The sequence below is a fragment of the Marinoscillum pacificum genome (assembly GCF_024714495.1).
Classification (GTDB): Bacteria; Bacteroidota; Bacteroidia; order Cytophagales; family Cyclobacteriaceae; genus Marinoscillum; species Marinoscillum pacificum.
This window is the reverse complement of record NZ_JAMZMJ010000006.1, coordinates 42,199-66,573: the sequence shown is the minus strand read 5'-3', so window position 1 is coordinate 66,573 and position 24,375 is coordinate 42,199. Positions and strand designations below refer to the sequence as shown.

The window sequence follows — 24,375 nt, the reverse complement described above, 5'->3', positions numbered from 1 at the left end:
TAAAAACTTAATAGACAAGAATTTGATGCTAATCGCATCTTTTTTGCAAATCGTCAACTTTCAAATTATACTTATAAGGTCAAAATATAACTAATATGGCCGGACATAGTATTATTAACCATAAGGGCAAAGAAATTCTTTATGTGGATTATCAGGGAATGAAAGAAAATGAAATCCTGGAAGAAATGGATAAAGCCACAGATTTTGCTTTGAAAGAAAACAGGCCAATGTTACGACTTTCCAATATGACTGATGTCTTTGCGGTCTCCGCAGTGGTGGATAAGGCCAAGGAGAGTGGCAAAAGAACCAAGCATTTAACAATAAAACGAGCTGCCGTTGGAATCACGGGTGCTAAAAAAGTGCTTTTTAATGCTTTCAACAGAGTATCCGGAAATAATGCTCGCGCTTTTGATGATGTGGAAGCGGCTAAAGACTGGTTGGTTTCCTAATCAAGTAATTACAAAAGCCCTGAGTTTTAGGATTAAGACCTAAAACCCAGAACATTGATCGTTAATTATCTTCTCGCACTTACAAACTCAAACATGTTGTCGTAAGCATCACTTGCTGCTTCTTCGTTGAATTTCGGATTGCTAGGATTCGCAAAACCATGATCTGCGTCATAAGACTTTAAAACCAATTTATTGTCGATTTTGGACATGGCTGTTTCGAACTCAGCAGCTACTGCTGGACTGATCCATTTATCTTGTTCAGCGAAAATGGCCAATACATCACATTTTAGTGTTTTTAATCGATCCATATCTTTTTCTGGCATTCCGTAGAACATTACCGCTGCTTTTGCCTGATCGCCCATTTCAATGGCAGTTTGAAGCGACCAACCGCCTCCAAAGCACCAACCCACGGTGTAGATATTTGCTTTTTTACCAACGAAATCTTGTGCGGCATTGATGATAGCCAATGCTCTTTCCGTTTTTACAGATTGCATGTATTTACCAGCATCTTCACTATTGTCAGCAACCTTGCCATCATATAGATCAAGCGCGATTACATTCATCTGCGGAAATCGCTCTGCAAACTTTGCTGATTCATTTTTGACATAGGCATTCAGGCCATACCACTCATGGACTACAAATAGATAGTCTTTGGAAGGTTTTGCAGATTTGATCATGAAAGCGTTGGCTTTTTGTCCACCTGGAACATCATAAGTAATCATTTCTCCAGGGCCTTGATATGTAAACGGAACGGGTTTTTCATGTTCAGATAGGAAGGTCTCGTCATCTCCCAATGCTGCAAATGCCTGGGTAGTAATGTGGCACTGAGTTATCCCGGCATCTAATTTATCAGTGTTTGATTTGGTCGTTTTTGGATTTAATCCAATACCCCCTAGTAACAATAATGCAAAGAGAGGAACTGTGTAAATGTTGAGTTTCATGGTAATCGTGTAGGTTTATTTACCACTATAATCAAAATTCAATCGAGTTTGTTCACACTTCTAGAACCGCGGGTAAAGAAATTCTAAAACACGATCCCCTTTCCAATGCATGATATGTGATTTCTCCATCATGTTTTTTGATGATTCCATAAGAGATGTAGAGCCCTAGTCCTGTACCCTTTCCTTCCTCTTTAGTTGTAAAAAAAGGTTCAAAAATCTGAGAACGGAATTGTACAGGAATTCCCCTGCCATTATCACAAATCTCAATGATGGCGATAGAGTTTTCCATAAATAACTTGATACTTATTCGTGCTCGTTTGGGTGGAAGTGAGTCTACAGCATTTTTCAGAATATTGAGCAACACCTGGTTGATTTCAATAGAATTGGCACTTACATACACCGTATCCTCAAAACTAGTAGTGAAAACGACATCTGGATGAGCGTTTTTGATCAGAAGGCATGTCCTGTTTAATAAGTCATTCAGCAATACCGTAGAAATATTGTCATCTTGTCCTCTTGGAGATATTTTCAACAGATTACTGATCACATCTGTTGCTCTTTTTGAACCGGAGAGAACATTATCTAATAGTTGTTCTATTTCGTCAAAGGTATCTTTGTTTTTGGCTCTCATTTCCTCTGACATTGATTCTTTAATGTCTTCAAGGTCATTGAGGATAGGCTGAACATTACCTCCTATGAAGTTTAGCGGGTTATTGAGTTCATGTGCTAAGCCTGCTGTAAGTCTCCCAACAGAGGCCATTTTTTCTGAGTCAATGAGTTTAGACTGAGTATTTTGAAGAGTCAAAATGGTTTCCTGTTTGTCTCTATTTGCTTCTTCCAGACTCTTATTTAAAAAATCAAGTTCTTTATTCTGCTGGATAACAACTTTTCGTTCTTTATCATATTCGGTTTTCAGGTAATTGACAATGATAAGCACAGCGAAAAGTATGACCAGATAGTCATAGGGAAGCGTTTCATAATCACCTATCTGAGTTTGAACCCAGTCTGTTTGGTCCTGAAGAATAACCAGCAAAATGAGCAATGCGAAATTGATCACTAAAAAAGTTGCTCTGAATCTGGAGGGAAGTAAAATGATGGAAATAATGCCAATTCCAACAGCGCCTATTCCTGTAGGGCCGATATAACCGGAGAGCCAAAACCAGAAAAAAATAAGACAGATGTTGGTGAAAATAACCAGTGGTACCCGAAGCTGCTCAAATTTATTTTTGAATCGGGATAGGTAAAAAAAGCAAGCCGAAATTACGGCCACTATAAACTCTGCAACCGACAAGGTATTTCCATTAAATAAAATAAGTCCCTGAATCATTCCGTGGAGCATAACCATGATGATCATGAGACAGATGATTTCAAAAAGAATTTTTTCTAAATGATTTTTTCCCTTCGTGTTCGCCGGCATGAAAGTATGAAAATAAAAAAAGGGGCAGTAAATCTGGTTGTTTTCAACTGAAAAATATTGTCCTTAACTTTCTTTCAAGTGAATTAACAAATGAATAAAATATTTGTTAGATAATGGTTTATAGATTTCAACTCACTGTTATTTTGATAAAAGAAGCTTACCAGTTTGAAAAGTATTCCCTCCAGTTATTTGGTATAGATAAGTGCCAAATTTCAGTGATGTGATATCAACATTATTTTCTCCTTTTTTTAAACTTTGGTCAAGAACTATGTTTCCAGAAAAGCTGTAAATCTTCAGTTTGGATGGTGTTTCACAAGTGATTTTAACATTTTCATATGCAGGGTTCGGATAGATTATTGGTTTTGAGGAAGCGATATTTAGTGGTTCTATCCAGTAGTCACCAAGTCCTGTTGCTACCAGGTTTTCTTCTTGCCAAATAGGATGTCTTGCAGGTCCTTGCAATGCATCAAGCATGCGCCGAACCTGACCTTTAGTAAACATCTTTTTACAGCGATGATTATAATCCATGAAATTCTCACCATTGACCTTTACTCCACAGCTAAAGTCATTGTTTTCGCAGCCTTCCAATTCAATAGATCCTCCTAAGGTTGGTGGGGTGTCATCTACCAGGTCACCATCATCACAACCGCCAGTAAAAGTATGTCTTAAGTTGAGCCAATGCCCTGCTTCATGCGTATTGATGGAGGCCCAGTCATCTCCTATTTCCAGATCAGATTGATCTCCAAAACCCCATCTCACGGAACTCAAGACTATACCATCTTCGCCTATTGTACTGACGTATTCACTTGGATAAGAAGTATATCCTGAAAAGTTGGAGCCCGGTTCGTAAACATACTTAGGAAGATAAATATTGAAGTATTTAAAATTGTCCCAGGCGTATTCAAACGGTCGTTTTTCGCTAATAACTAAATCAGGATCTTCGTGATAAACTATTCCGGTTGTGAATTCTCCATTGGGATCAACTTTTGCTAAAACGAAACGGATATTTAAGGTTGACTTTATGCTATCAAACTCTGGGCTGATAGTCTCCCAACCATCATTTAAGCCGGCAAAATCATTATTGAGAATTTCTAATCCAGATAAAACCTGTGCTTCTGATAGTTTGCCAGCAGTTGAATCATGGAACACGTGGATGACTGTAGGTATGATGTATTGAAATTTTTCAGAAAAGTAGCCAACGTTTCGTTGGTTAGAATCAGTCAATTCCTGCTCTGATAATTGATATCTATTGAGGAAATTTTCATACCCACAATAAACATTTTGGCCGTTTCCCTGCAAGCAGGATGAAACGGCCAAAACGATAGCGAAGACATATCTTCTACTTAATTTCATGTAGCGTTTGCATTATGCAAAACTTATAATTCGTCTAACTATTAGTTACCGATCATGACGAATGCTCCCCAGTAATACGGAGATTTCCATTTGTCTTTCAGTCTTTTCTGAGCAGTAATGAATGCATCTTGCTTGTTTTTTCCACTCAACCACTCCTCGTAGAAGATGGTCATCAATTCTTGCGTGGCGTCATCATCTACCGTCCACATGGACATGATGATTGCGTCAGCTCCTGCTACCTGGAAGGCTCTTTGAAGACCATAAACACCTTCACCATTTTTTACTTCACCAAGGCCAGTTTCACAAGCTGATAGTACAACCAATTCAGTACCATCCAATTTCAAGTTCATTGCTTCATAAGCAGTAAGGATTCCATCCTCGTCATGTCTGATCTGGTTAGAAATTTGTCCTTCACTGATAAAACTATTCGCTCCTGCAAGGATCAAGCCTGATCTGAGCAACGGATTTTGAACATACTCATCTGTTTGCTCATCATCATGGTCGTTCTCCAGGAAGAAACCGTGAGTAGCAATGTGTAGTGTTCTAGGGTTATCAAGCTTCTTGATACTATCTTCCAATGCATCGTTACTCAAATAAGTTGTCGCAGGAAGTGCCTTGTGATTATAAAGACTATCAATCAAGTTCACTTCTCTTTTGGTACCAGGTAGAAGGGCTAGCATTTGGTTGGATCTCATGTACCTCAATAAGTTTCCTCTCAAACCTCTTGGAATAGCACCACCTCTACTTAATGATTCAATATTATCGTCGCCACCTCGAGATCCTCTAACGCCACGACTTGCACCTCTTACACTTCTGTCTTCTTTAGCAGCCTGAGTGATTTTTGAGGCATCTGTTGATCCACCATCTTCTCTTTTTTGATCTATAGCACCCATGTTGTAGTTAGGGTAACCGAAGAGATATGACTTATTTCCAGGATTTGAAGAACCATTAAAGGCCACCAAATCTTTAGTATTGGTCATTACATGGATTTCTAATTCATCCAATGTGAAATTGCCTGTAGCTGAATTTCTTAGCGTGTAAATACTAATCTGATTGAAAACCCCATCTGGAGAGAAGTATACTTTCTTAACTCCTTCTAATCTGTTGGCAATAGGCTTCCAGAATAACTTATATGAAAAATCTTCATCAATTTTGTATTTGATAGCATTTCGGTAGTTTGATAGATATCTGGTTTCCATCATTTTACCATTTCTCATGAGCACCAAATCAGGATAGTCTTTCGTTTCAGAAGTAACGATCAATGCAGCATAATACACCTCATCCGTAAAAACGCCCGCTGAATCAGGAGTGAAATCTCTAAATCTTACAACCTCAACAGCTGCTTCTCCCGGCTTAAGTTTGGCCTGAATGTCTTGCCACTTCAGATCACGATTTGCGAATGTTTGCTTGAAATCGGCAGATTCTTTACTTAATGCTCTTTCCAGGTCATCTGCCAGTTTAGTCAATGAATCTATTTTGACGTTTCTGATCTCTACAGGCATATCTGAAGTACTGAAGAGTTTTGCTAGTTTCTCTTTTTGCTCTACCCACTCTTCATATTGCACGATCAATTGCTCATTGCCGCTACTCATGATTGATTCACGGACTTTGTTGGTAGCAGATAGGATAAGTCCTTTAGTTGCCAGTTGGTAATTGTACATTTCACCAATTAGCTCTTTTTCTTCTATACTAGTTTCAACAATGAAAGAATTGTATTGCTCAAAAGTTGGGCGAAGTTTGTTGTAATAGAACTTTGCTTTCTCTTCTTCGCTTAGGATAGGGAAAATGGTGTTGATCTGAGCGAAGTAATTGTCAAAAGTTTCTTGATAGAGTTTTTTTGCATCATCCAACAATTTCTTATTCCAGTTAAGGATGGCCATTTTGTTGGTACTCTGCGCATAATCGCTGTGACTCTTTCCTAATCCCTTCTCTCTTATTTCTAATGCTTTCTTATGGTATGAGGCTGCTTCTTCTATTTCACCTTCCGCAAAATAGGCATCTCCTAAATAGTAATAGGCGATGGCAATTTGTTGTGGGTCAGTTGAAACTTTTTCAATGATTGCAATTGCTTTTTTACCAGATTCTATGGCTTTGTCCAGTTGTCTTGTTTTGGTATATAGTTCTGTTAAATGCTCTAGAACACGAGCTGAATAGATGCTTTCTTCACCAAGAATGTCCTTAAAAATAGCAGCAGCCTCTGTAAATTTTTGCTCAGCTTCTTTGTATTTGCCAGCTTCCACATAATTAACTGCCAAACTGTAAGCGTCACTTCCATAATAGAATGATTCTTCACCAAAAAGCTCTGCATCCTGCTTTAGGTTCTCCACATAGATCTCTTCCGCGGCATCGTAATTTCCTAGAATGTATAATACTGAAGCCAGGTTACCCCTAACAGCCAATTTATAATCTGAATAGTCACTAGGTAATCTATCTAAAATGCTCAAAGCTTCTCTGTAAGCTTCTTCAGCAACTGGAATTTTTCCCATGCTACTGTATAGTCCACCAACACTACTTAAAACACCCACATACTCAACTGAGGCGTACATTCCATTCTCATCCAAAATTTCAAGGGACTTCTGCAATGCCTTCTCACTCTTTTTATAGGAACCTGACATTTCAAGGTAATCGCCCTCGTATTTAAGAAGCATAGCTTCATTGATCGTGTTTTTATCAACAACCTTTTTCAGATCTTTTACCAACTCCAGCCCTTTGGTGTAGTCATTCGTGTACATGTAATGCTCCATCAGAGAGGATGCTGTTACATAATAGTCCTGACTTTTCTTTCCTTTACTAGCTTCTTCTATTTCAAGTAATTCAAGATAGATGTCTTCAGTTTCCTTGTAATAGCCCATTTCGTCCAGAATGTACCCAAGGTTGAATGCCGATTGAGTAAAGGCTTCATCTTTGTATCCAGCGAGCTTTCGCAACTCATATTCCTTTCTAAAGAATTTGGAACTAGTTTCCAGATCATTGTAGATCATAAGATAAGAATCGCCGAGAAAAAAATTCATTACCGCAGCGACAGTATCTTGCCTACCGTCTACATAGGTTATGATGGCCTCTTCATTATCTAGAATTTTTTCGTAATCACCATTATTATAGAGCTTATCGATCTTGTCGTAAAACTTTTTATCCTTTTTGTCTTTGAATGGGGTTTGTGCCATCAGCATGCCCAGACATAAAATGGTAAGGAGGGATGAAAATGCTATTCGAACCATGGCGGAATTAAATTTTTTTAATAGAAAATATAAAATAACTAATATTTTTTGATGCAACCAAATTCCTTGACGGAGATTCGATAAGCTAAAAGTAATAAGTCTATAGGGAATAACTATTTAATTGTTAATCCCCTCACAATAATATTTGGTCGAAACTTATTCGTGCTAAAGCACTCAGCAAAAGTAGTTTAGTGATGGGTAAGTCCGACTACCCGAAATATGGTATTTATTAAATGAAAGGGAAGCGGTAAATTTCCAGCCGCAAAAATTTAACCGTACAGATATCACTGCGATGACCAATTCAAGACTTGATACACCACGAGGGACAAAAGTTCTTAAATCAATCCTATTTCTTAGTTCATTTTTATTCTTTTCCTGGACCGGTCTAGGACAAAACACATCCTTACAGTTTGATGGTGCTGCTCTGAATGAACAAGATTATGTAGACCTCCCCTCTTTAGTTGCTTCATCAACAGGCACACCGTTCACATATGAGGCTTGGATTAAAATAGATGCGTCTGCTCCAACTGGATGGAGAACTATTTTAGAATTTGGGAATGACGCCCCTTACTTCGGTTTAAACAATGGGATTAACCTTCAAATAGCTGCAACCAGTCCAACATATGAAATAACACCAGATGTATGGACACATGTTGCCGCAGCATTTGATGGATCTTCCTTACATCTAGTGGTGGATGGAGTAGAACAAGCAAGTGAAACGGCTCTTCCCGCAGGAAATGGTAATAGCGCTGGGATTGGATATCATGATGGTGATAATGGTTTTATGGGCTGGATTGATGAAGTTCGGGTATGGGATGTTTATCGTGATCCATCTATGATTTCTTCTCAGATGAATGAAGAATTATCAGGAACAGAGCCTAACCTGGTTGCCTATTATAACTTCAATGATGGTACAGGATCAACATTGACAGATTTAACTCCTAACAATCATCTTGGAACATTATTGAATGGAGATAACAGTACGCCTGCTGATGGAGAATTGAATGGTCCTATTTGGTCTAGTGATGTTCCTCCGGTATCATCTTTTAATACAGCCTTAGATTTTGATGGGATTAATAACTATGTGGTAAGTGGAAGCAATTTGGGCATTACAGGAGGAAATCCAATTACTCTGGAATTTTGGTATAAAAATGGAACCAATTCAGGAATTACTCACCCAGTAACTCTAGGGGCTCAGTCGCCTTCAAGTGGATTTGGCTTTTTTCTTACTGACAATGATCTGTATTTCTACGGTGAGTCTGATGATTACAACACGGGCTATTCATTTGCCGACAATGACTGGCACCATTTGGCTGTTACATATGATGCTACTGTGGTAAGAACCTATGTAGATGGATTGGAAACACCCACCTCTGGCATAGCTAAAACTTTAACAATCGGTGACGGACCTATTTATATAGGATCAAAAATGGATCTGTCCTCTTTTATTCAAGGGTCTATAGATGAGGTGAGAATTTGGAACAAAGCTCATACTCAATCACAAATCGATGCATTAAAGGAACAACAGCTTAGAGGCGATGAATATGGCTTAATAACCTATTATGCATTTGAAGATGGTATAGGATCGTCAGTTCTTACAGATTTGTCAACCAATGCAAATGACGGAACACTTAACAATATGGAGCCATCTTCTGATTGGGTAGATGGACCAGGTATTGTTGCAGCTGAAACCTGTGGTGTCTTAACTATAATCCCAGTATCAACAGATAATACTTTATGTGTAGGCGGTAATGGACTGCTTGACTTTACTTCCACAACATCTACAGGTGAGCCAGGTAGTTATACGTACAAATTCTACGAAGGAGCAGTTCCAGATCCGGGAATGCTCTTACAAGAAGACCAAATTTTGGATGGTTCGATCGGTTTTTCTTATTCTGGACTTAGCGCTGGCATTTATACCCTGGAGGTTATCAATGATGATAATTTCTGTCATGACGTTGTATCTGCTGTCATAAGCGACAATTCAGCTTTTCCAGAAGCCACAGTCACGATTACTGATAATTCTTATTGTATAGGCGGAAATGGAGAACTATTTATTCAGGCTGCTACTTCTGGAACAGGTTCCGGGAACTACAAAGGAGTGGTTTATGAAGGTATAGGTACAGGGGGAACAATCATTCAGGATAGTACTTCATTTATTGGCGATACTGGATATAGTGTTACTGGTCTTGTAGCCAATGATTATACAATAGTTATTAAAGAGGATGCCACTGGCTGTATCGATGTATTTAACTATACGATTTCTGATAATCCAGATGCCCCTGCCATAACACCAGGTTCTGTGACCATTACCGATGATTCTGGTTCAGGGGGATCTATAGATGCCACTGGAGCGATAAGTGGCGGATCTGGTGATTACTCCTATTCGTGGCATGAAGGCATTTCAACTGCAGGAACTGTGGTTGGTACCGGTATTTCTGTAACAGGATTATCTGCTGGTGATTATACTTTAGAGGTTGCTGATAATATTTCAGGATGTGTTTCCATTGCTCATACATTTAATATTCAGGATCTGACGGCACCTCCTCCAGCTGCCCCAATAAATCTAGTAGGATACTACAGAGATGCTACTAGCATTGAGCTGGCCTGGACAGATGTGGCTGCAGACAATACAGATTATCTGGTAGAGTGGTCAACGAGCTATGAAAGTTTCGACGCCAATATCGTGAGTAGTAGTGTAGTTGGGACCGGTGATGCAGTGGGTGCTGTAGTTGGTGTTGGGCCTGATCAGGGCTATTTCTTCAGAGTGACTGCTACCAACGGATTCGAAGATGCTTCAAGCCAATCAGTTATTGAATTTGCAACTACAGAAGATTTCCCTGGATATGCATTGAGTTTTGATGGAGATGATTATACCAATGCTCCTGAGTCTCTAGGTAATTTGTCAACCCTTACTATTTCGGCGTGGGTATATCCCAGATCATTCGGAGCATCCAATTCGTGGGCCTACTGGAGAGGAAATACCACAGTAGATCAAACTGGTGGAGAAATTTATTTCACTCCAGCTGGATTAGTCGGATATGGTGAAAGTGATGTTACTTATCAAGGAATCACTTCTTCTACAGCTCTACCTCTGAATGAGTGGAGTCATGTGGCAGTGGTGAAAACAGGAGGAGCAGCACAGTTGTATATCAATGGATTGGCAGATGGTGATGCAGGTGTAATTAATGGTACTCCTCCGAATGGTGAAATATCTTTAGGAGCACGAGTGCGTACTTCTACTGATGGATATTTTGATGGTTTAATTGATGAAGTCAGAGTATGGGCTGATTCAGTTAAAACCGACTTCTCAGACAGGTTTACATCGTTGATGGGTAATGAACCGAAGCTGGCAGTTTACTATACGATGGATGAGAATGGTGGGTCGAAACTTGTTGACCGATCTGTCAACAGCATTGATGCTGATATAATTGGAGCTTCATTTGTTTCTTCGGATGCAGGATTGCCAATCATTTATAATGCCACCAATGTCACTATTTCTGGATTTACTCCAAATGTTGAGGTGCCAGCCGGAGCTGTTGATATGATTGTAGATGTTTCGACTGATCCGAACTTTGGTTCATTCTTGCCATCAGGTCAGGATATAAGTATCGGTACTTCTGGTGGTGTGGATGTAAGTGTTTCGTTAAATACTTCTTCACAATATTATTATCGAGTAAAAGCTGACTTTGGCGGTACGCAAAGTGGGTATGCGGTCTCAAACTCCTTCATGGTTGGTCCGGGTAATGCCTTCGACTTCCCTGGTACTAGTAAATATGTCACTGTTACCGATAGCGACGAACTGGATTTGAATGGTGATGCCACCATTGAATTCTGGGCTTATTGGAACGGGTTCGATGAAAGCCCTCACGCTATTATTTCCAAGTTTGTGGATAGCAATTCTCGTAACTACCGCATCTATATTAATCCTGAAGGCGCACTAGTTATCCATGGAGTCAATGAAAATGTTACTGGTTTTGGACTAGCTGAGTTGGCCTGGACACACATTGCCATTGTTCAATCTGGTACTGACTTCCTACTATACGTGAATGGTGAATTAAAAGAAACGATTTCTGACACCTGGGGTACATTAAACAGTTCAGAACTGTGGATTGGAGCTGATTATGTTAACAATGAATGGGATGGTCAATTAGACGAAATAAGGGTTTGGAACTACGCTCGATCAGAAGCAGAGATCATTGAATTTGCAGAAAAGACTGTATCTGGTAGTGACCCTGGTTTAGTAGCTTACTATAGGTTTGATGAAGTATCTGGTACAGCTCTTCCAGATTTAAGTATGTATGGAAATGATGGAGTCTTTCAAAATTCTGCTGGAACAGAATGGGTAGCTTCAAGTGCTATGGCAATTCCATTCAATGTAGAGCTTTCCTACAATAGTTTCTTGAGTGACCCATCAAGTGAGTCAACTTTAAGTATAAATGTAGTATTCAATAGAGAAGTTGCGTCATTAACTGAAGGTGATTTTACTGTTACCAATGCGACTCTTACTAATCTATCTACTTCAGACAATATAAGTTTTACGGCTGATATCTCCCCGACCTCTACTGGTGTGGTACAAGTATCTTTGGCCTCAGACGTAGTTCAAGATTTGAACTCAAATTTCAATGGGGCCTCAAATGTCCTGGAATATAACTATTCCGAAACAACCTCTTATACCATTTCTACATCGAGTTATGGCTATGAAACGTTAAGTTCTCCTACCACATTATCAGAAGTTTTGAATGATGATGCCACCTCTACTGCTCAGACTATTGGTTTTGACTTTGAGTTCTTTGGGCAGACCTACAGTTCAGTCTATGTAAACTCCAATGGGTGGGTTAGTTTTATAGAAACAAATGACGCTTCTGCATATTCTGGAGAGAAATTTCCTGATCCTGAAGGGTCCACGGTAGATTCGGAAGGATCAGCCAATGGGTTAATAGCAGGATATTGGTCTGATCTTGATGGTTCGTCAGCTCCAGCTGATGGATATCAGGTGGAGTTAATTGGTACGGCTCCTAATAGAATATATGTGATTCAATATAAAGATGTGCCACACCTTAATAATGCCTCCAACCTGGTTAATTTCCAAATCAAATTATTTGAGACAACCAATGAAGTAGAGATTCACTGTGAGTCTTGTTACACATCGGAGGAAGCCTTCACGCAAGGATTGGAAAATCAAGATGGCACAGATTACATAACAGTTCTTGGACGAAATCAGTCAGTATTTAGTATCTATAATGATGCTGTGAGATTCACTCCAGTTCCACCTCCATCTATAGCCAATGTGGAGAAGAGTCTTGCAGTTTGGCTTAAAGCTGATGCAGGTGTTGTTGGATCAACTAATGCTTCAGCTTGGACTGATCAGTCTGGAAACACCAATGATGCTTCCCAGGTCACCACACTAAATCAACCGGCAATTGAATCGTCTGCTATCAACTACAATCAGGCGTTAAGTTTTAATGGTGTAGATCAATACATGGAAGTTCCATTTGACATTAGTCCGTCAATTAATCCAGATATTACCGGATTTGTGGTCTTCAACTCCAACGATGAAGGGACTACTCACCGAAAGCTGTTTGGTCATGATCCATTAGCAGGTGGTTCTTACCAGCGATCTATTGGTTTGGACAGTAGGTCTGGTACCAACCTTTCTTATTTCGCTGCAGGAGGAACTCCTGTAGGGTCAATAATAGAAATTGGAGCTGATACGACGTATTTACTCAATTTTGAATACACCGCGGGATCATTTGCTAGTTATGTAAATGGTAGTGTGACAGGATCGACTATCGTATCCAACCCAGACGGAGATTCTTTCTTTACAATTGGTGCACTCAATGCGAATGGTGAATATTGGGATGGAAACATAGCTGAGGTTATCTTCTATGATGAACTGTTGGGTTCAGTTGAACGAGAAAAAATTCAATCCTATTTAGCAATTAAATATGGAATTCCTCTTGTAACAAACTATTTGGATTCTGATGGAAATGTCATTTTCAATAATTCAGGAAGCTATACTAACGGAATTACAGCAATTGGGAGGGATAATGTCTCCTTACTGGATCAGAAACAGTCTATTAGCTCTACAGAAAAGATATTAACAGTAGCAGTAGATGCTATTGCGTTAGACAATACTTCCAATTCAGGAACACTAATTGACAAAAACTTCTTGTTCCTTGGTCATGACTCAGGACCTATGGACTATGGTTCAGTGATCACTACAGGTAATCCTGCAGGAGTTGATGAGCGGATGGCAACAGTGTGGCAAGCCGTAGAAACGGGCCAAACAGGGACACTATCATTGAGCCTGGACCTTAACGGACTTGGATATCCTGGTGTTGACGCCTCCAATTATATCTTGATGGTAGACAATGATGGTGTTTGGTCTGATGCAGTAACTTTCGGCGGTGCTTCTTACAATAGTGGAGTTGTCACATTTGATGGAGTGACTATAGATAATGGGCAATTAGTTACCTTAGGTTATTCCAGTCAGACTGCTGTAACTGAAGATTTCGAAACGGCATCTGGAGGTCAATCACTTTATACTTTGCCAACAGGTGACTATCATGCAGCAAATGTGGTTTCTGATGGTATTGCGAATTCTGGATCTATCGGTCTGAGACTATCTTATGGTTATGGAACAATAACCACTCCACTGATAGACGGGAATTCGGATTTTTCATTCTTTGTGGCTGCAACTGGAGATGGTGAATCCCATTATACTGTTGAAAAATCAGTTAATGGAGGAGCATACATTGTCGTATCTACTCCAACAGCAACATCTGCTACGTTTACCGAACAAACGGTGAGTCTTGCTGAAGGTGCTGGAAGTGCTGTAAGAATCCGTATTACATTCAATGATCAAATCAGTGATCAAGAGTTAGTCGTAGATGATTTCACATTTAAAGAATATACAGGAGGATCAACATTCCCTCCACAGGTTACACAATTGAATCATTATGGAAATGTAACCGACGTTACTGTAGATCTTACCGTGGATATAGGTACGGATTTCTATTATGTTATTTCTACATCGGCGACAACCCCAACACCTACTCAAATTAAAAGTGAGCTTGATGGAGATGGTGTTGGAGCGGTTGTGGCAGGTAATTATGGCCAATTGACTGGTACATCTAACTTAAGTATTGGAGGACTTAGTTCTGGAGTTACTTACCATATCTACTGGTATGGAGAGGAAGCACTAAATGTAACTAATGTTACTTCTGTATACAGTGATAGCTTTAGCACAATTATTCCATCTCAGGTCACCATTTCATCAGAATCTGTTACTGGTGGTGAGTTATCGGTTAACTCTACCGATAATTTACTTTACAAGTTAAGAATGGATATTGCAGACGGAGATGCAGACATGGTTGGATTTGTATTATTCCCAAATGACTCTACGGATAATTATTCACAGTCAGATTTTGCGCAGTTTGATATTTATGAATCAATCAATGCTGATGACTTTGGTGGAGCGACGCATATTACTTCCACCTTCTTCACTGATGGTCATCCTGAATTACCAGATGGAGCCATAGGGCACCTATGGAATACTACGTACTTGGCAGGAGATGTTGTGTACTTGTATGTAACTGCAGATATGGCAGGTGTAGTAAGTGAAGGTGCATCATTCAACTTTGAACTTCCTGATACGGAAAACAATTTTGGTTTTGAAGGTGAGGTGACGAAAATTGATGGTGGCTTAACCACCGGTTCTACATTCACCTTGACTAATACAGAGAGTAATGAACTAACAATAGAGTTCTACGAAGACGGTACTACACAGAATAATAACACCATCATTACTGGATTTGTGTCTGATGCTGATGCCACTGTAGAAATTTCATTGGATTATGGAACCACATTTACCGCAATAGCTGTAGATGGAGGAAGTTGGTCTTACGATTTGAGCTCTGACCCAAGTTATTATGGTGATGCCTATTATGACATTCAAATAGTTGCTACTGACTTGTCATTAAACGAAGCATACTACTATGGAGGGATCATGCTTACAAGCGTTGAGGTGGTTTTGGAAGATTTCGAAACGATGGATGCCACAACGTATAGTGGTACTACAACACTTCCTTCCGGAGATTGGGAATTGGTTGGAGCAATAGGTTCTAATAACCATCCATATAATGGTGCTGTTTCACTAGGCTTGTTAGATGAAAACACAGCTTCGGCAATTTCACCTTTAATTGATGCCGAATATTCATTCTCCTTCCAATACTATTCTAATGGTGCTGAGTTTACGATTCTGCAATCAATTGATGAAGGAGTCTTTGAAACGGTAGAGACAATCAATGAGTCATCAGGGACGTATCAATACTACGAGTATAATCCATATTATTCAGGGTCCTCTGTGCGCTATATGATTCAAATGAACGATTTGAATTCTTCGGACACGCTATTCATCGATGATTTCTCTTTTGTAGCTTATGACACTAGTCCTGGCATAACAATTTATAGCCCGTATGGAGGGGAAGAAGTTCCGTTAGACTATGAATATTATATCTACTGGAATGAGCAAAACATTGATGCAGCGGATGTCGTGACCGTTGAGCTTTCTATAGATGGTGGTAGCTCTTTCCCTTACACCTTGATATCAGACCTTTCTGAAAACTTGATGGGTCAATTTTACTGGACTCCTACAGGCTCAGAGTTTATCACAGAAAGTGCTGTCATTAAAATTTCAGCGGCCGGAACAGAGACATTCTCTGATCAGTTTTTCATTGTTGATGGTTTTGGAGGGCTTAACTCACTTTACGAATCATTTGATTTTGGCTTACTCGATACCGAGGAATCTAGCGTTGAGTTATATTCTGGTACCTGGAATACACAAGGCATTATTTCCGCATTTTCAGTTAATGCTTCCTACCCATTGAATGGAGAAGGAGATGCAGCTCTCATGAATGTGGCTGAAGGAAATTACCTGGAGACTCCATATGTGTACGGTGCTACTGAGTTTGCATTCCAGCATCGAGCTGTCAATGGAGGAACCACCGGATTCCTTTTTGACATTTATTTATCCGATGATGAAGGGGCTACTTTTAGTATCCTAGAAACTTCTGGTGGAGGTACGTCACTAACCTATGAAGAATTCTATCATAGTTTTAGCGAACCATATACAGGCCCAATTAGAATCGTTTACAATTCTTCAGCTGATGACTCGGGATTGATTGATGAGTTTTCGACTGATGGCATACTTGGTGCAGAAATGGATTTTACAGTGGAGGATTTTGAATCAGTCTCCTTACAAGCTTACGATGGTCCAACTATTTTGCCTTCCGGAGAATGGGACTTCACCAACGCCTATGGAAATGACGGACCTAATAATAGTGGTTCATTCTCAATGGGAGTGACTGTAGGAACGGGTGAAATCATAACTCCGTATCTTATTGGTGGAACGGAAATGTATTTCCAATACTATGGAACGGATGTGGACTTCTCAGTTTATGAGCAGCAAAATGAAGGGACTTTTGAATTAGTAACTTCTTTAAGTGCTACTTCTGGATTCTATGAAGAGTTCTATTACTATACCTCAGAAACTGATTCTGTAAGACTAAAAATTGTACCAGAAAGTGGAACAAGTAATTTGATTGTTGATGACTTTCAGTTTGCTCCAGTTCCGAAGTTTGTTAGTAACCAAACTGTAGTAGAGTCAAGTGTATTCTTTGATAATAACAAAGTAACGATCACTTTCTCTGATAATGTATATGCAACAAATGCAGGGTCAGGACTTCTTGAGATTTCTGACTTCATTATTACTAGTAATCCTTCTGACCTGAATGCCCAGATTACTTCGGTTACTCAAACTGGTGCAGGAGATCCATTGGTGACACTGTTATTGGATCAAGATTATTTTCCTACAGGTGCAGAGACTATTGGAATATCATTTGCTGCCAATTCGATATTCGATACAAATGGTGAGCCGGTAGCTGACTCTACTGTGACATTTACTTTAAAAGATGTAGTAGCACCGGACGTTACTGTAAATACAAATGATGGCTATGTTAATAGCACTATACTTACAGGTACCATAGAAGCAGATGCTGTTCTGGATATTGAGCTTACCGCATCAAGGTTAACAGGTGTAGGTGTAGTAGTTGGTACAGATTGGTCATTTGACTTAACAACTCACCCAGATTGGGATGTTAATGGAGGAAACTATCCTTTATTCAAAATTACGGCTACAGATACTGCAGGTAATTCTACAGACTTATCAGAGGCGTTAGTTGTTGATACTACTCCTCCAGCGGCACCGACGGTGAATACTCTGTCAAGTACAACAAGCTTCTTTACCTTGACAGGAACTTATGACGAGGTTGGTACAAACTATCTAAGAGTTTCTTTAGATGGAATAGTTTGGGACACATTAGTTGTAGATGGTGGATCATGGAGTAATGACTATACAGGTGTTGCTAATGGCACTTATGATGTCCAGGTAGAAGCGAGTGATTATGCAGGAAATGTCGCAACGGATGCTTCTACAAATGAATTGGTAGTTTCAGTGAATTATCCGGTTATTACAGGTCTTTCAGAAATTACCATTGTGGAAAATACGACTGAGGTCACCGCCTATTCAGCTGATCAGACTGTATCCTGGACGCTGGGAGGTGATGATGCTGCGTTATTCACGTTGGGTGTAGATGGCACACTCTCATTTACGAATGCACCTGATTTTGAATCAGCAGGTGATTTAAATGCTGATAACGTTCATAACCTTCAAGTCATTGCAACCAATTTGGAAGGGAATAATGATACCATTTTTGCAGTGGTGAATGTTGCCGATGCCAATGACAATGCACCTGTGATTCTAGACCCTGGAGCAATAAGTATTGATGAAAGAAGCTTAGTAGGATCACTAGTGGTTGACTGTGAGTTTACCGATATTGACACCGTTACTTCCATAAATACATGGTCCATCATTTCTGGAAATTTAGATATCAATAGTAATACTGAGCTTCCATTTGGAATCAATTCTACTGGACAAATAGTTGTCGTAGATTCTACAGATCTTGATTTTGAATTAGCGCCTTCATTTACCTTAGAAGTAGTTTTAAATGATGGTTTGTTCAACGATACCTTGTTGTTGAATATCAATTTGAATCAAGTAATTGCAGATGTTACAGCACCAATAATTACAGCAGACGATTTGTTGACCAACGATATCAGTCCAGAACTGATAGGAACAATAGATGATACCGATGCCAGTGTTTCAATCACCGTGGATGGAGCTGCTTATGATGCAGTGAACAATGCAGATGGTACATGGACATTGGCTCAAGCTACTATTGGAGATTTAGCAGAAGGAGTGTATTCATTTAATGTGGTGGCAACTGATTCTGTTGGAAATGCAAGTACAGTCACAGCGACTTTGGAAATAGACTTGACGGCTCCTTTTGTTACTATAAATACTGTGGTGACAGAAGATGATTCTCCTGAGTTGAGCGGTTCAATCGATGATGTTAATGCCGACGTTTCAGTTTCCGTAAATTCTCAGAGTTATACAGCCACAAATAACGAAGATGGGACATGGACTCTTGCATCAGGTATCATCGAGGGATTACCTGTCAATGTTTATGATGTGATAGTTCAGGCATTGGATAGTGCCGGTAATACGGGTACAGACGGGACTTCTTCAGAGTTAGAAATTTTGCCTGGTGCACCTATCGCTTATGATGCGGAGGAAGTTGACTTCCTTAGTTTTAGAGCTTACTGGTCTAGTCGAGGAGGAGTTGCTAATTATGAATTTGATGTAGCGACTGACATTACTTTCGTTAATAGAGCAACTGGCTTTAATAACCTGTCATTGACAGATACCACTGTGCAAGTTACAGGTCTGGATTATAATACCACTTATTATTATCGAGCGAGAGCCGTATATGAAGGCGGGGCAGTTTCGCCATATAGTAATGTGATTACCGTCTCTACATTGAGTGATGCAAACACAACGGCGGATTCACTGGCACTTCTAGAAATTTATGAAGCATTGTCGGGTTCTGAATGGACAACCAATAATTGGACACAGACATTGCCATTATCTGATTGGACCGGAGTATCAATGACTGGAACAAGAGTGACGGGTCTGGATTTATCAGGAAATAATTTGAAAGGAGATTTCCCTGCAATAACTTCCGGTTTAGAGGCCTTAACTGCGCTCAATATTTCTAACAACGAGATAACAAGTATTGGAGACATTAGTCACTTTGCTGCTTTAGAGACAATTGATATTTCTGACAACCGAATGGCATTCGGCTCGATTGAGAATGTTTTCTTCGCGGGTATTGCTGCCACTGTTTCTCCACAGAAAGCTCTGTTGACAAGGCTTAGAACATTGGAGGAAATTGGGACAACCTACACTGTAGACAGAACCGTATCAGGTTCGGACAACGTTTATAGTTGGACTAAAAATGGTGTAGCTATCGCACAGACAACTGGTAGTTTTGATATATCTATTGCTAATTTCAGTGCGGATGGAACTTACGTAGCCAAAGTAACAAGTAATGTCATACCATTAGTAGAATTAACTACAGCGCCAGTGGTATTAAGAGTGTCTAGCTTAGAGCGTGATTCTACTTCTTTGATGACTATATATGAATCATTGGATGGGGCGAATTCTAGTTTGAGTGATTGGACGACATTATCTATCCGCGATTGGCCAGAAGTAGAAGTTACTAATAATAGAGTTACAGCCTTGAATGCACCAGAAGCTGGTTTAACAGGTTCTATTCCTGAGGACATAACTGATATTAGAGGTTTAGTTTCTGTTGACTTGGCAGGAAATGCTATCGATGGTTTACCTAACCTGGAAGGGTATTTGCCAAACCTGACCAGTTTTAATGTGTCTGGCAATAAGTTAACATTTGAGGATTTAGAGGAAAATACTGGAGTTACGGGAATTGATTATTCTGATCAGCAGGCTTTTGGTGAGGTGGTTTCGGAAGTAATTCCAAAAGGATCAGAATACACCATTTCTATGCCTGTCGGAGGAACTTCCAATGCTTATGAGTGGATGCTTATGAGTCCTGTAGACACTGCAGTAGTTGAAGGTGAGGTTTCTTCAGAATTACAGATACCTTCTATAGATTATGAGTCCATGGGTACTTATACACTGCAAGTGACAAATGATTTAGTTCCGGGCTTGGTGCTCAAAGGAGAGCCTCAACAAATATTGGCCAGTGCCAATCTGAACTTTACAGCTTTAGATCAGGGTGGAGATCCATTTGATACTGGTGAGGCTTATGCATTGCAGATCAGTGACAATCCTGAAGGTTATGATACTCTTCAAACAGTCCGTGGTACTAATAACGCTTTTGCTTTTGAAAGCCTTATACTCGGTGATTACCTGATCGCTGTAGCTCCAGATTTTGATAATGAGTTTTTAACTACCTATTACGAAAGTACGGATCTTTGGACAGAAGCAGACGTGATGATGTTAAGGTCTGATACTACAGAGGAGTTGGCAATGGTGGTTACTCCAGGATCTGCAGGAAAGGGAGGTCCAGATGGTGGTAAAGTTAACGGAAATGTAGAGTCTAACTTTGGTGCAACAACATCAGGAAGAATTGAAGCTAGGAGAAAAGTGAAGCGAGCAGCTTGTTCCGTGCGTCGTTTCGTGCCTAAAGGAAGAACAGATCAAGAAGACGGAGAATTTGTTTTATACGCTTATATAGAGTCTGATGATGAAGGTCAGTTTGAGTTTACCGAATTGGAAGATGGCCGATACAGATTCAATATTGAATATCCTGGTATCCCAATGGACGAAGACTCGTATGTAGAGTTTGTCATTGGCGAAGGTGGTATTGAAGATGAAGTGCTCGTTTTACAAGCTACGGTAACTGAAGATGGAATTGTTGTTGAGAAGATTGAGCGATTAGGATTCTACAGAAAGTACTTTAAGGATCTCAGCGTTTATCCAAACCCTGCTGACAATTATTTACACATCAGTTATGGAAAATTGATGAGTTCAAATGTTACAGTTAGACTAATTGACCTTAATGGCAATGTGATCAAAGAACAACAAATTGAGAAGGGTTACGACAAGGAATTAGACTTTGATGTGAGTGAAATTACCAATGGAATCTATCTGATCAATTTTGTGGATACGAGCCTCGGATCTGAAAGAATTACTTCCTTCAAGGTATTCGTCAAACACTAAACCAACTATAACTTAATTAAGCAAAAGGCCTCGAAAGGGGCCTTTTCTTTTTTACACACTAAAAATTTGGTCGGGTTCACTAAAGGTGAGAGGTCGTTTACTAAAAATGACTTGATTTTCAGATAAGAAATAGGGAGTTTGCCTTAAGCTCTACTATTAGAGTCCCAACTTATACTGTAGCCCTTATGAAATTTTATTACTCTCCGCTGATCGGACTGTTCAGGTCCTCTATTTCCAAAATATTATCGAACACATTTGAATCCAATTTAGCTGGTTGGGGGTTCAAAGGAAAATCGGTGACCCATTCGGGCACTATAGGGCTACAGCCTGATGGGTCGCCATTTTCTCGTTCAAAACGACTTAGTCCTGTTTTAGTCAAAGGGACGATGCTTTTATTTTTCACCGCACTAGGGTTTATCGCGCAAGCGCAAAACTCTATGGGAGTAGGTACTGAAACTCCAAATCCAAACGCCGTGCTGCAACTTGTTTCGCCAACAGGGGCACAGGGGTTTTTAGTACCTACTTATACCACAGCACAACGTACAGCAGCTTCGTTTACGGATAATCTTTCATCTGCTGACAATGGATTGTTGGTTTTTGATTCAGATGAAGGGTTGTTCTATTTCTGGATGGATCCAGATTGGGCACCTGTAGGAAGTGCATCCGGTGATATGCTACTTAGCGTATTCGATACAGACCTTAATAGCTATGTGGATACTGCAGATGTTGCCAATACGCTGAATGGTTTCACCGTAGAAACATCGGTGCCTGTTGGTGCCATCTTTACCGATAACCAAACTGCCACAGATGTTGTAGTGACTCCTTCTGGTAACTTGATTTCAGAAGATGTACAATCTGCATTGTTAGAATTACAAGCAGATATTGATGCTGGGTCCGCTGGAGGTGATATGCTTCAAAGTGCTTACGATACTGATGCAAACAGTTTGGTCGATAGAGCAGAATCTGCGGATAGTTTATCTACCTCATTCGTGGATGGTGTGACTATAGCGTATAGTGTTGGAGCGAGTGCTCTTGAAGTAAGAGATAATGGTATTTCGAATGCCAAAATCAGTGACGTTGATTGGAGTAAACTGACTAGTGTTCCTGTTGGAATTTCCGATGGGGATAATCAAACAGCTGTGGAGGTGCCAGTAACACCTTCTGGAAACCTGACCTCTACTGATGTTCAAGCTGGTTTGGATGAATTGCAGGGAGATATTGATGCAAATGTTACAGCTATCAGCACAAATGCATCGGATATTTCGTCTATCAATACTTCGGTGAGTAGCAACTCTACAGCGATCAGTACGAACACCTCTGACATTGCTTCCAACGCTACTGATATTAGTACCAATACATCAGATATCTCGTCTCTGAACACTTCAGTGAGTAGTAATTCCACAGCGATCAGTACGAACACTTCTGATATTGCATCAAACGCTACTGCCATTAGTACCAATACATCGGATATCTCGTCTCTGAACACTTCAGTGAGTAGCAACTCCACATCGATTAGTACGAACACCTCAGACATTGCTTCAAACGCCACTGCTATTAGTACCAATACATCGGATATCTCATCGCTGAACACTTCAGTGAGTAGTAACTCCACATCGATTAGTACGAACACTTCTGACATTGCTTCGAATGCAACCGCCATTAGTACCAATACATCGGATATCTCATCTTTGAACACTTCAGTGAGTAGCAACTCTACAGCCATCAGTACGAACACCTCGGACATTGCTTCAAACGCTACCGCCATTAGTACCAATACAACAGATATTTCGTCTCTGAACACTTCAGTGAGTAGCAACTCAACAGCAATCAGTACAAACACTTCTGATATTGCTTCGAATGCAACCGCCATTAGTACGAATACCTCTGACATATCTTCGATTAACGCAACTCTTTCTGGGGCTTTACAGGCGAGTAATAATTTGAGTGAATTGACGGGAAGTGCTGCAACAGCTAGAGCAAATTTGGGTTTGGGTACACTTGCAACACAAAGCTCCATTGCAACAGCTGATTTATTGAACAGTTCTGTTACTTCTGCTAAGATTTTAGATGGTACTATCGCTGGTGCAGACCTTGATAAAGCAAACATTGCATTAAGTGGATTTGGAGCAGCTTTGGTAGACGTTTCCGTTGGCGGAAATAAGATTACCAATCTAGCAGCACCTACGTTAGCTGGTGATGCAGCTAGTAAAAGTTATGTAGACACGCAGGTTGGAGCTATCGTATCATCGCAGTGGATTACGAGTGGATCTGACATATATTATAGTGCCGGTCTAGTTGGTATCAACAATAACTCACCTGTTGAAGCTTTAGATGTAATAGGAAATGTAAGAGTAACAGGTGATGTGGTATATGCTACTCCAAAAGCCAAACTATATGCAATTTCTCCAGTTGATTTTATCGTATTGAAACAAATCGGAAATGAAGATTATAGTGCTACATATAATGGAGGTATCGAAGTGGGTGCTTATTCCGTAGCTGCAGGAACTGATGTTACCATAGCAGCACCGGTTCATCTTCCAGATGGGGCAGTTATCACACAAATCGATTTTATGGGTAGAAATACAGGAACCAATCCGGCAAACTTTAACCTGGTAGAAAAATCTTATAGTACTGCGTCTACTCCTACTTTAATCAATAGTATTCCACCAGGTGCTTCTGGAGTCACTACTTATAATGCCACGGGTCTTTCAATCACCATAAATAATAACCTTAATAATTATTTCGTAACATTTCAGGCCTGGACATCTCAAGCCACTCTTACTGGTGTGAAAATCTATTACCAAGTGGGCAGCCCTGATTGATGATGAAT

At 39.9% G+C, this 24,375-nt stretch carries 7 protein-coding genes; 3 read left to right on the top strand and 4 right to left on the bottom strand.

From position 1 onward, the window contains the following. The first annotated feature begins 95 nt into the window (after positions 1-95). A complete protein-coding gene (locus NXS00_RS14815) occupies positions 96-449 on the top strand; it encodes a hypothetical protein (protein ID WP_258100007.1) in 354 nt (117 codons plus the stop codon). 65 nt (positions 450-514) lie between these two features. Here NXS00_RS14815 and NXS00_RS14810 read toward each other — a convergent pair whose 3' ends face one another. The 4 genes from NXS00_RS14810 to NXS00_RS14795 all read right to left on the bottom strand — a co-directional run bounded on the left by NXS00_RS14810 (position 515) and on the right by NXS00_RS14795 (position 7,378). Beyond that, on the bottom strand, positions 515-1,390 hold the full coding sequence (locus tag NXS00_RS14810; RefSeq protein ID WP_258100006.1) for a dienelactone hydrolase family protein: 876 nt from the start codon (positions 1,388-1,390) through the stop codon (positions 515-517). A gap of 52 nt (positions 1,391-1,442) precedes the next feature. Further along, a complete protein-coding gene (locus tag NXS00_RS14805) occupies positions 1,443-2,744 on the bottom strand; it encodes a sensor histidine kinase (RefSeq protein ID WP_258100005.1) in 1,302 nt (433 codons plus the stop codon). Between the two features lie 201 nt (positions 2,745-2,945). After that, positions 2,946-4,160: a M43 family zinc metalloprotease gene (locus NXS00_RS14800; protein WP_258100004.1), complete on the bottom strand. Its 1,215-nt coding sequence runs from the start codon at positions 4,158-4,160 to the stop codon at positions 2,946-2,948. Positions 4,161-4,201: 41 nt separating this feature from the next. After that, complete coding sequence (locus NXS00_RS14795; RefSeq protein ID WP_258100003.1) at positions 4,202-7,378, bottom strand: CHAT domain-containing protein; 3,177 nt, start codon at positions 7,376-7,378, stop codon at positions 4,202-4,204. Positions 7,379-7,670: 292 nt separating this feature from the next. On the opposite strand from NXS00_RS14795, the gene NXS00_RS14790 reads away from it, so the two are divergent. After that, the gene (locus tag NXS00_RS14790; RefSeq protein ID WP_258100002.1) at positions 7,671-21,545 is read left to right on the top strand and encodes a LamG-like jellyroll fold domain-containing protein; all 13,875 of its coding nucleotides are present in this window, start codon (positions 7,671-7,673) and stop codon (positions 21,543-21,545) included. A gap of 185 nt (positions 21,546-21,730) precedes the next feature. Further along, complete coding sequence (locus NXS00_RS14785) at positions 21,731-24,367, top strand: beta strand repeat-containing protein (protein WP_258100001.1); 2,637 nt, start codon at positions 21,731-21,733, stop codon at positions 24,365-24,367. The last annotated feature ends 8 nt before the right edge of the window (positions 24,368-24,375 follow it).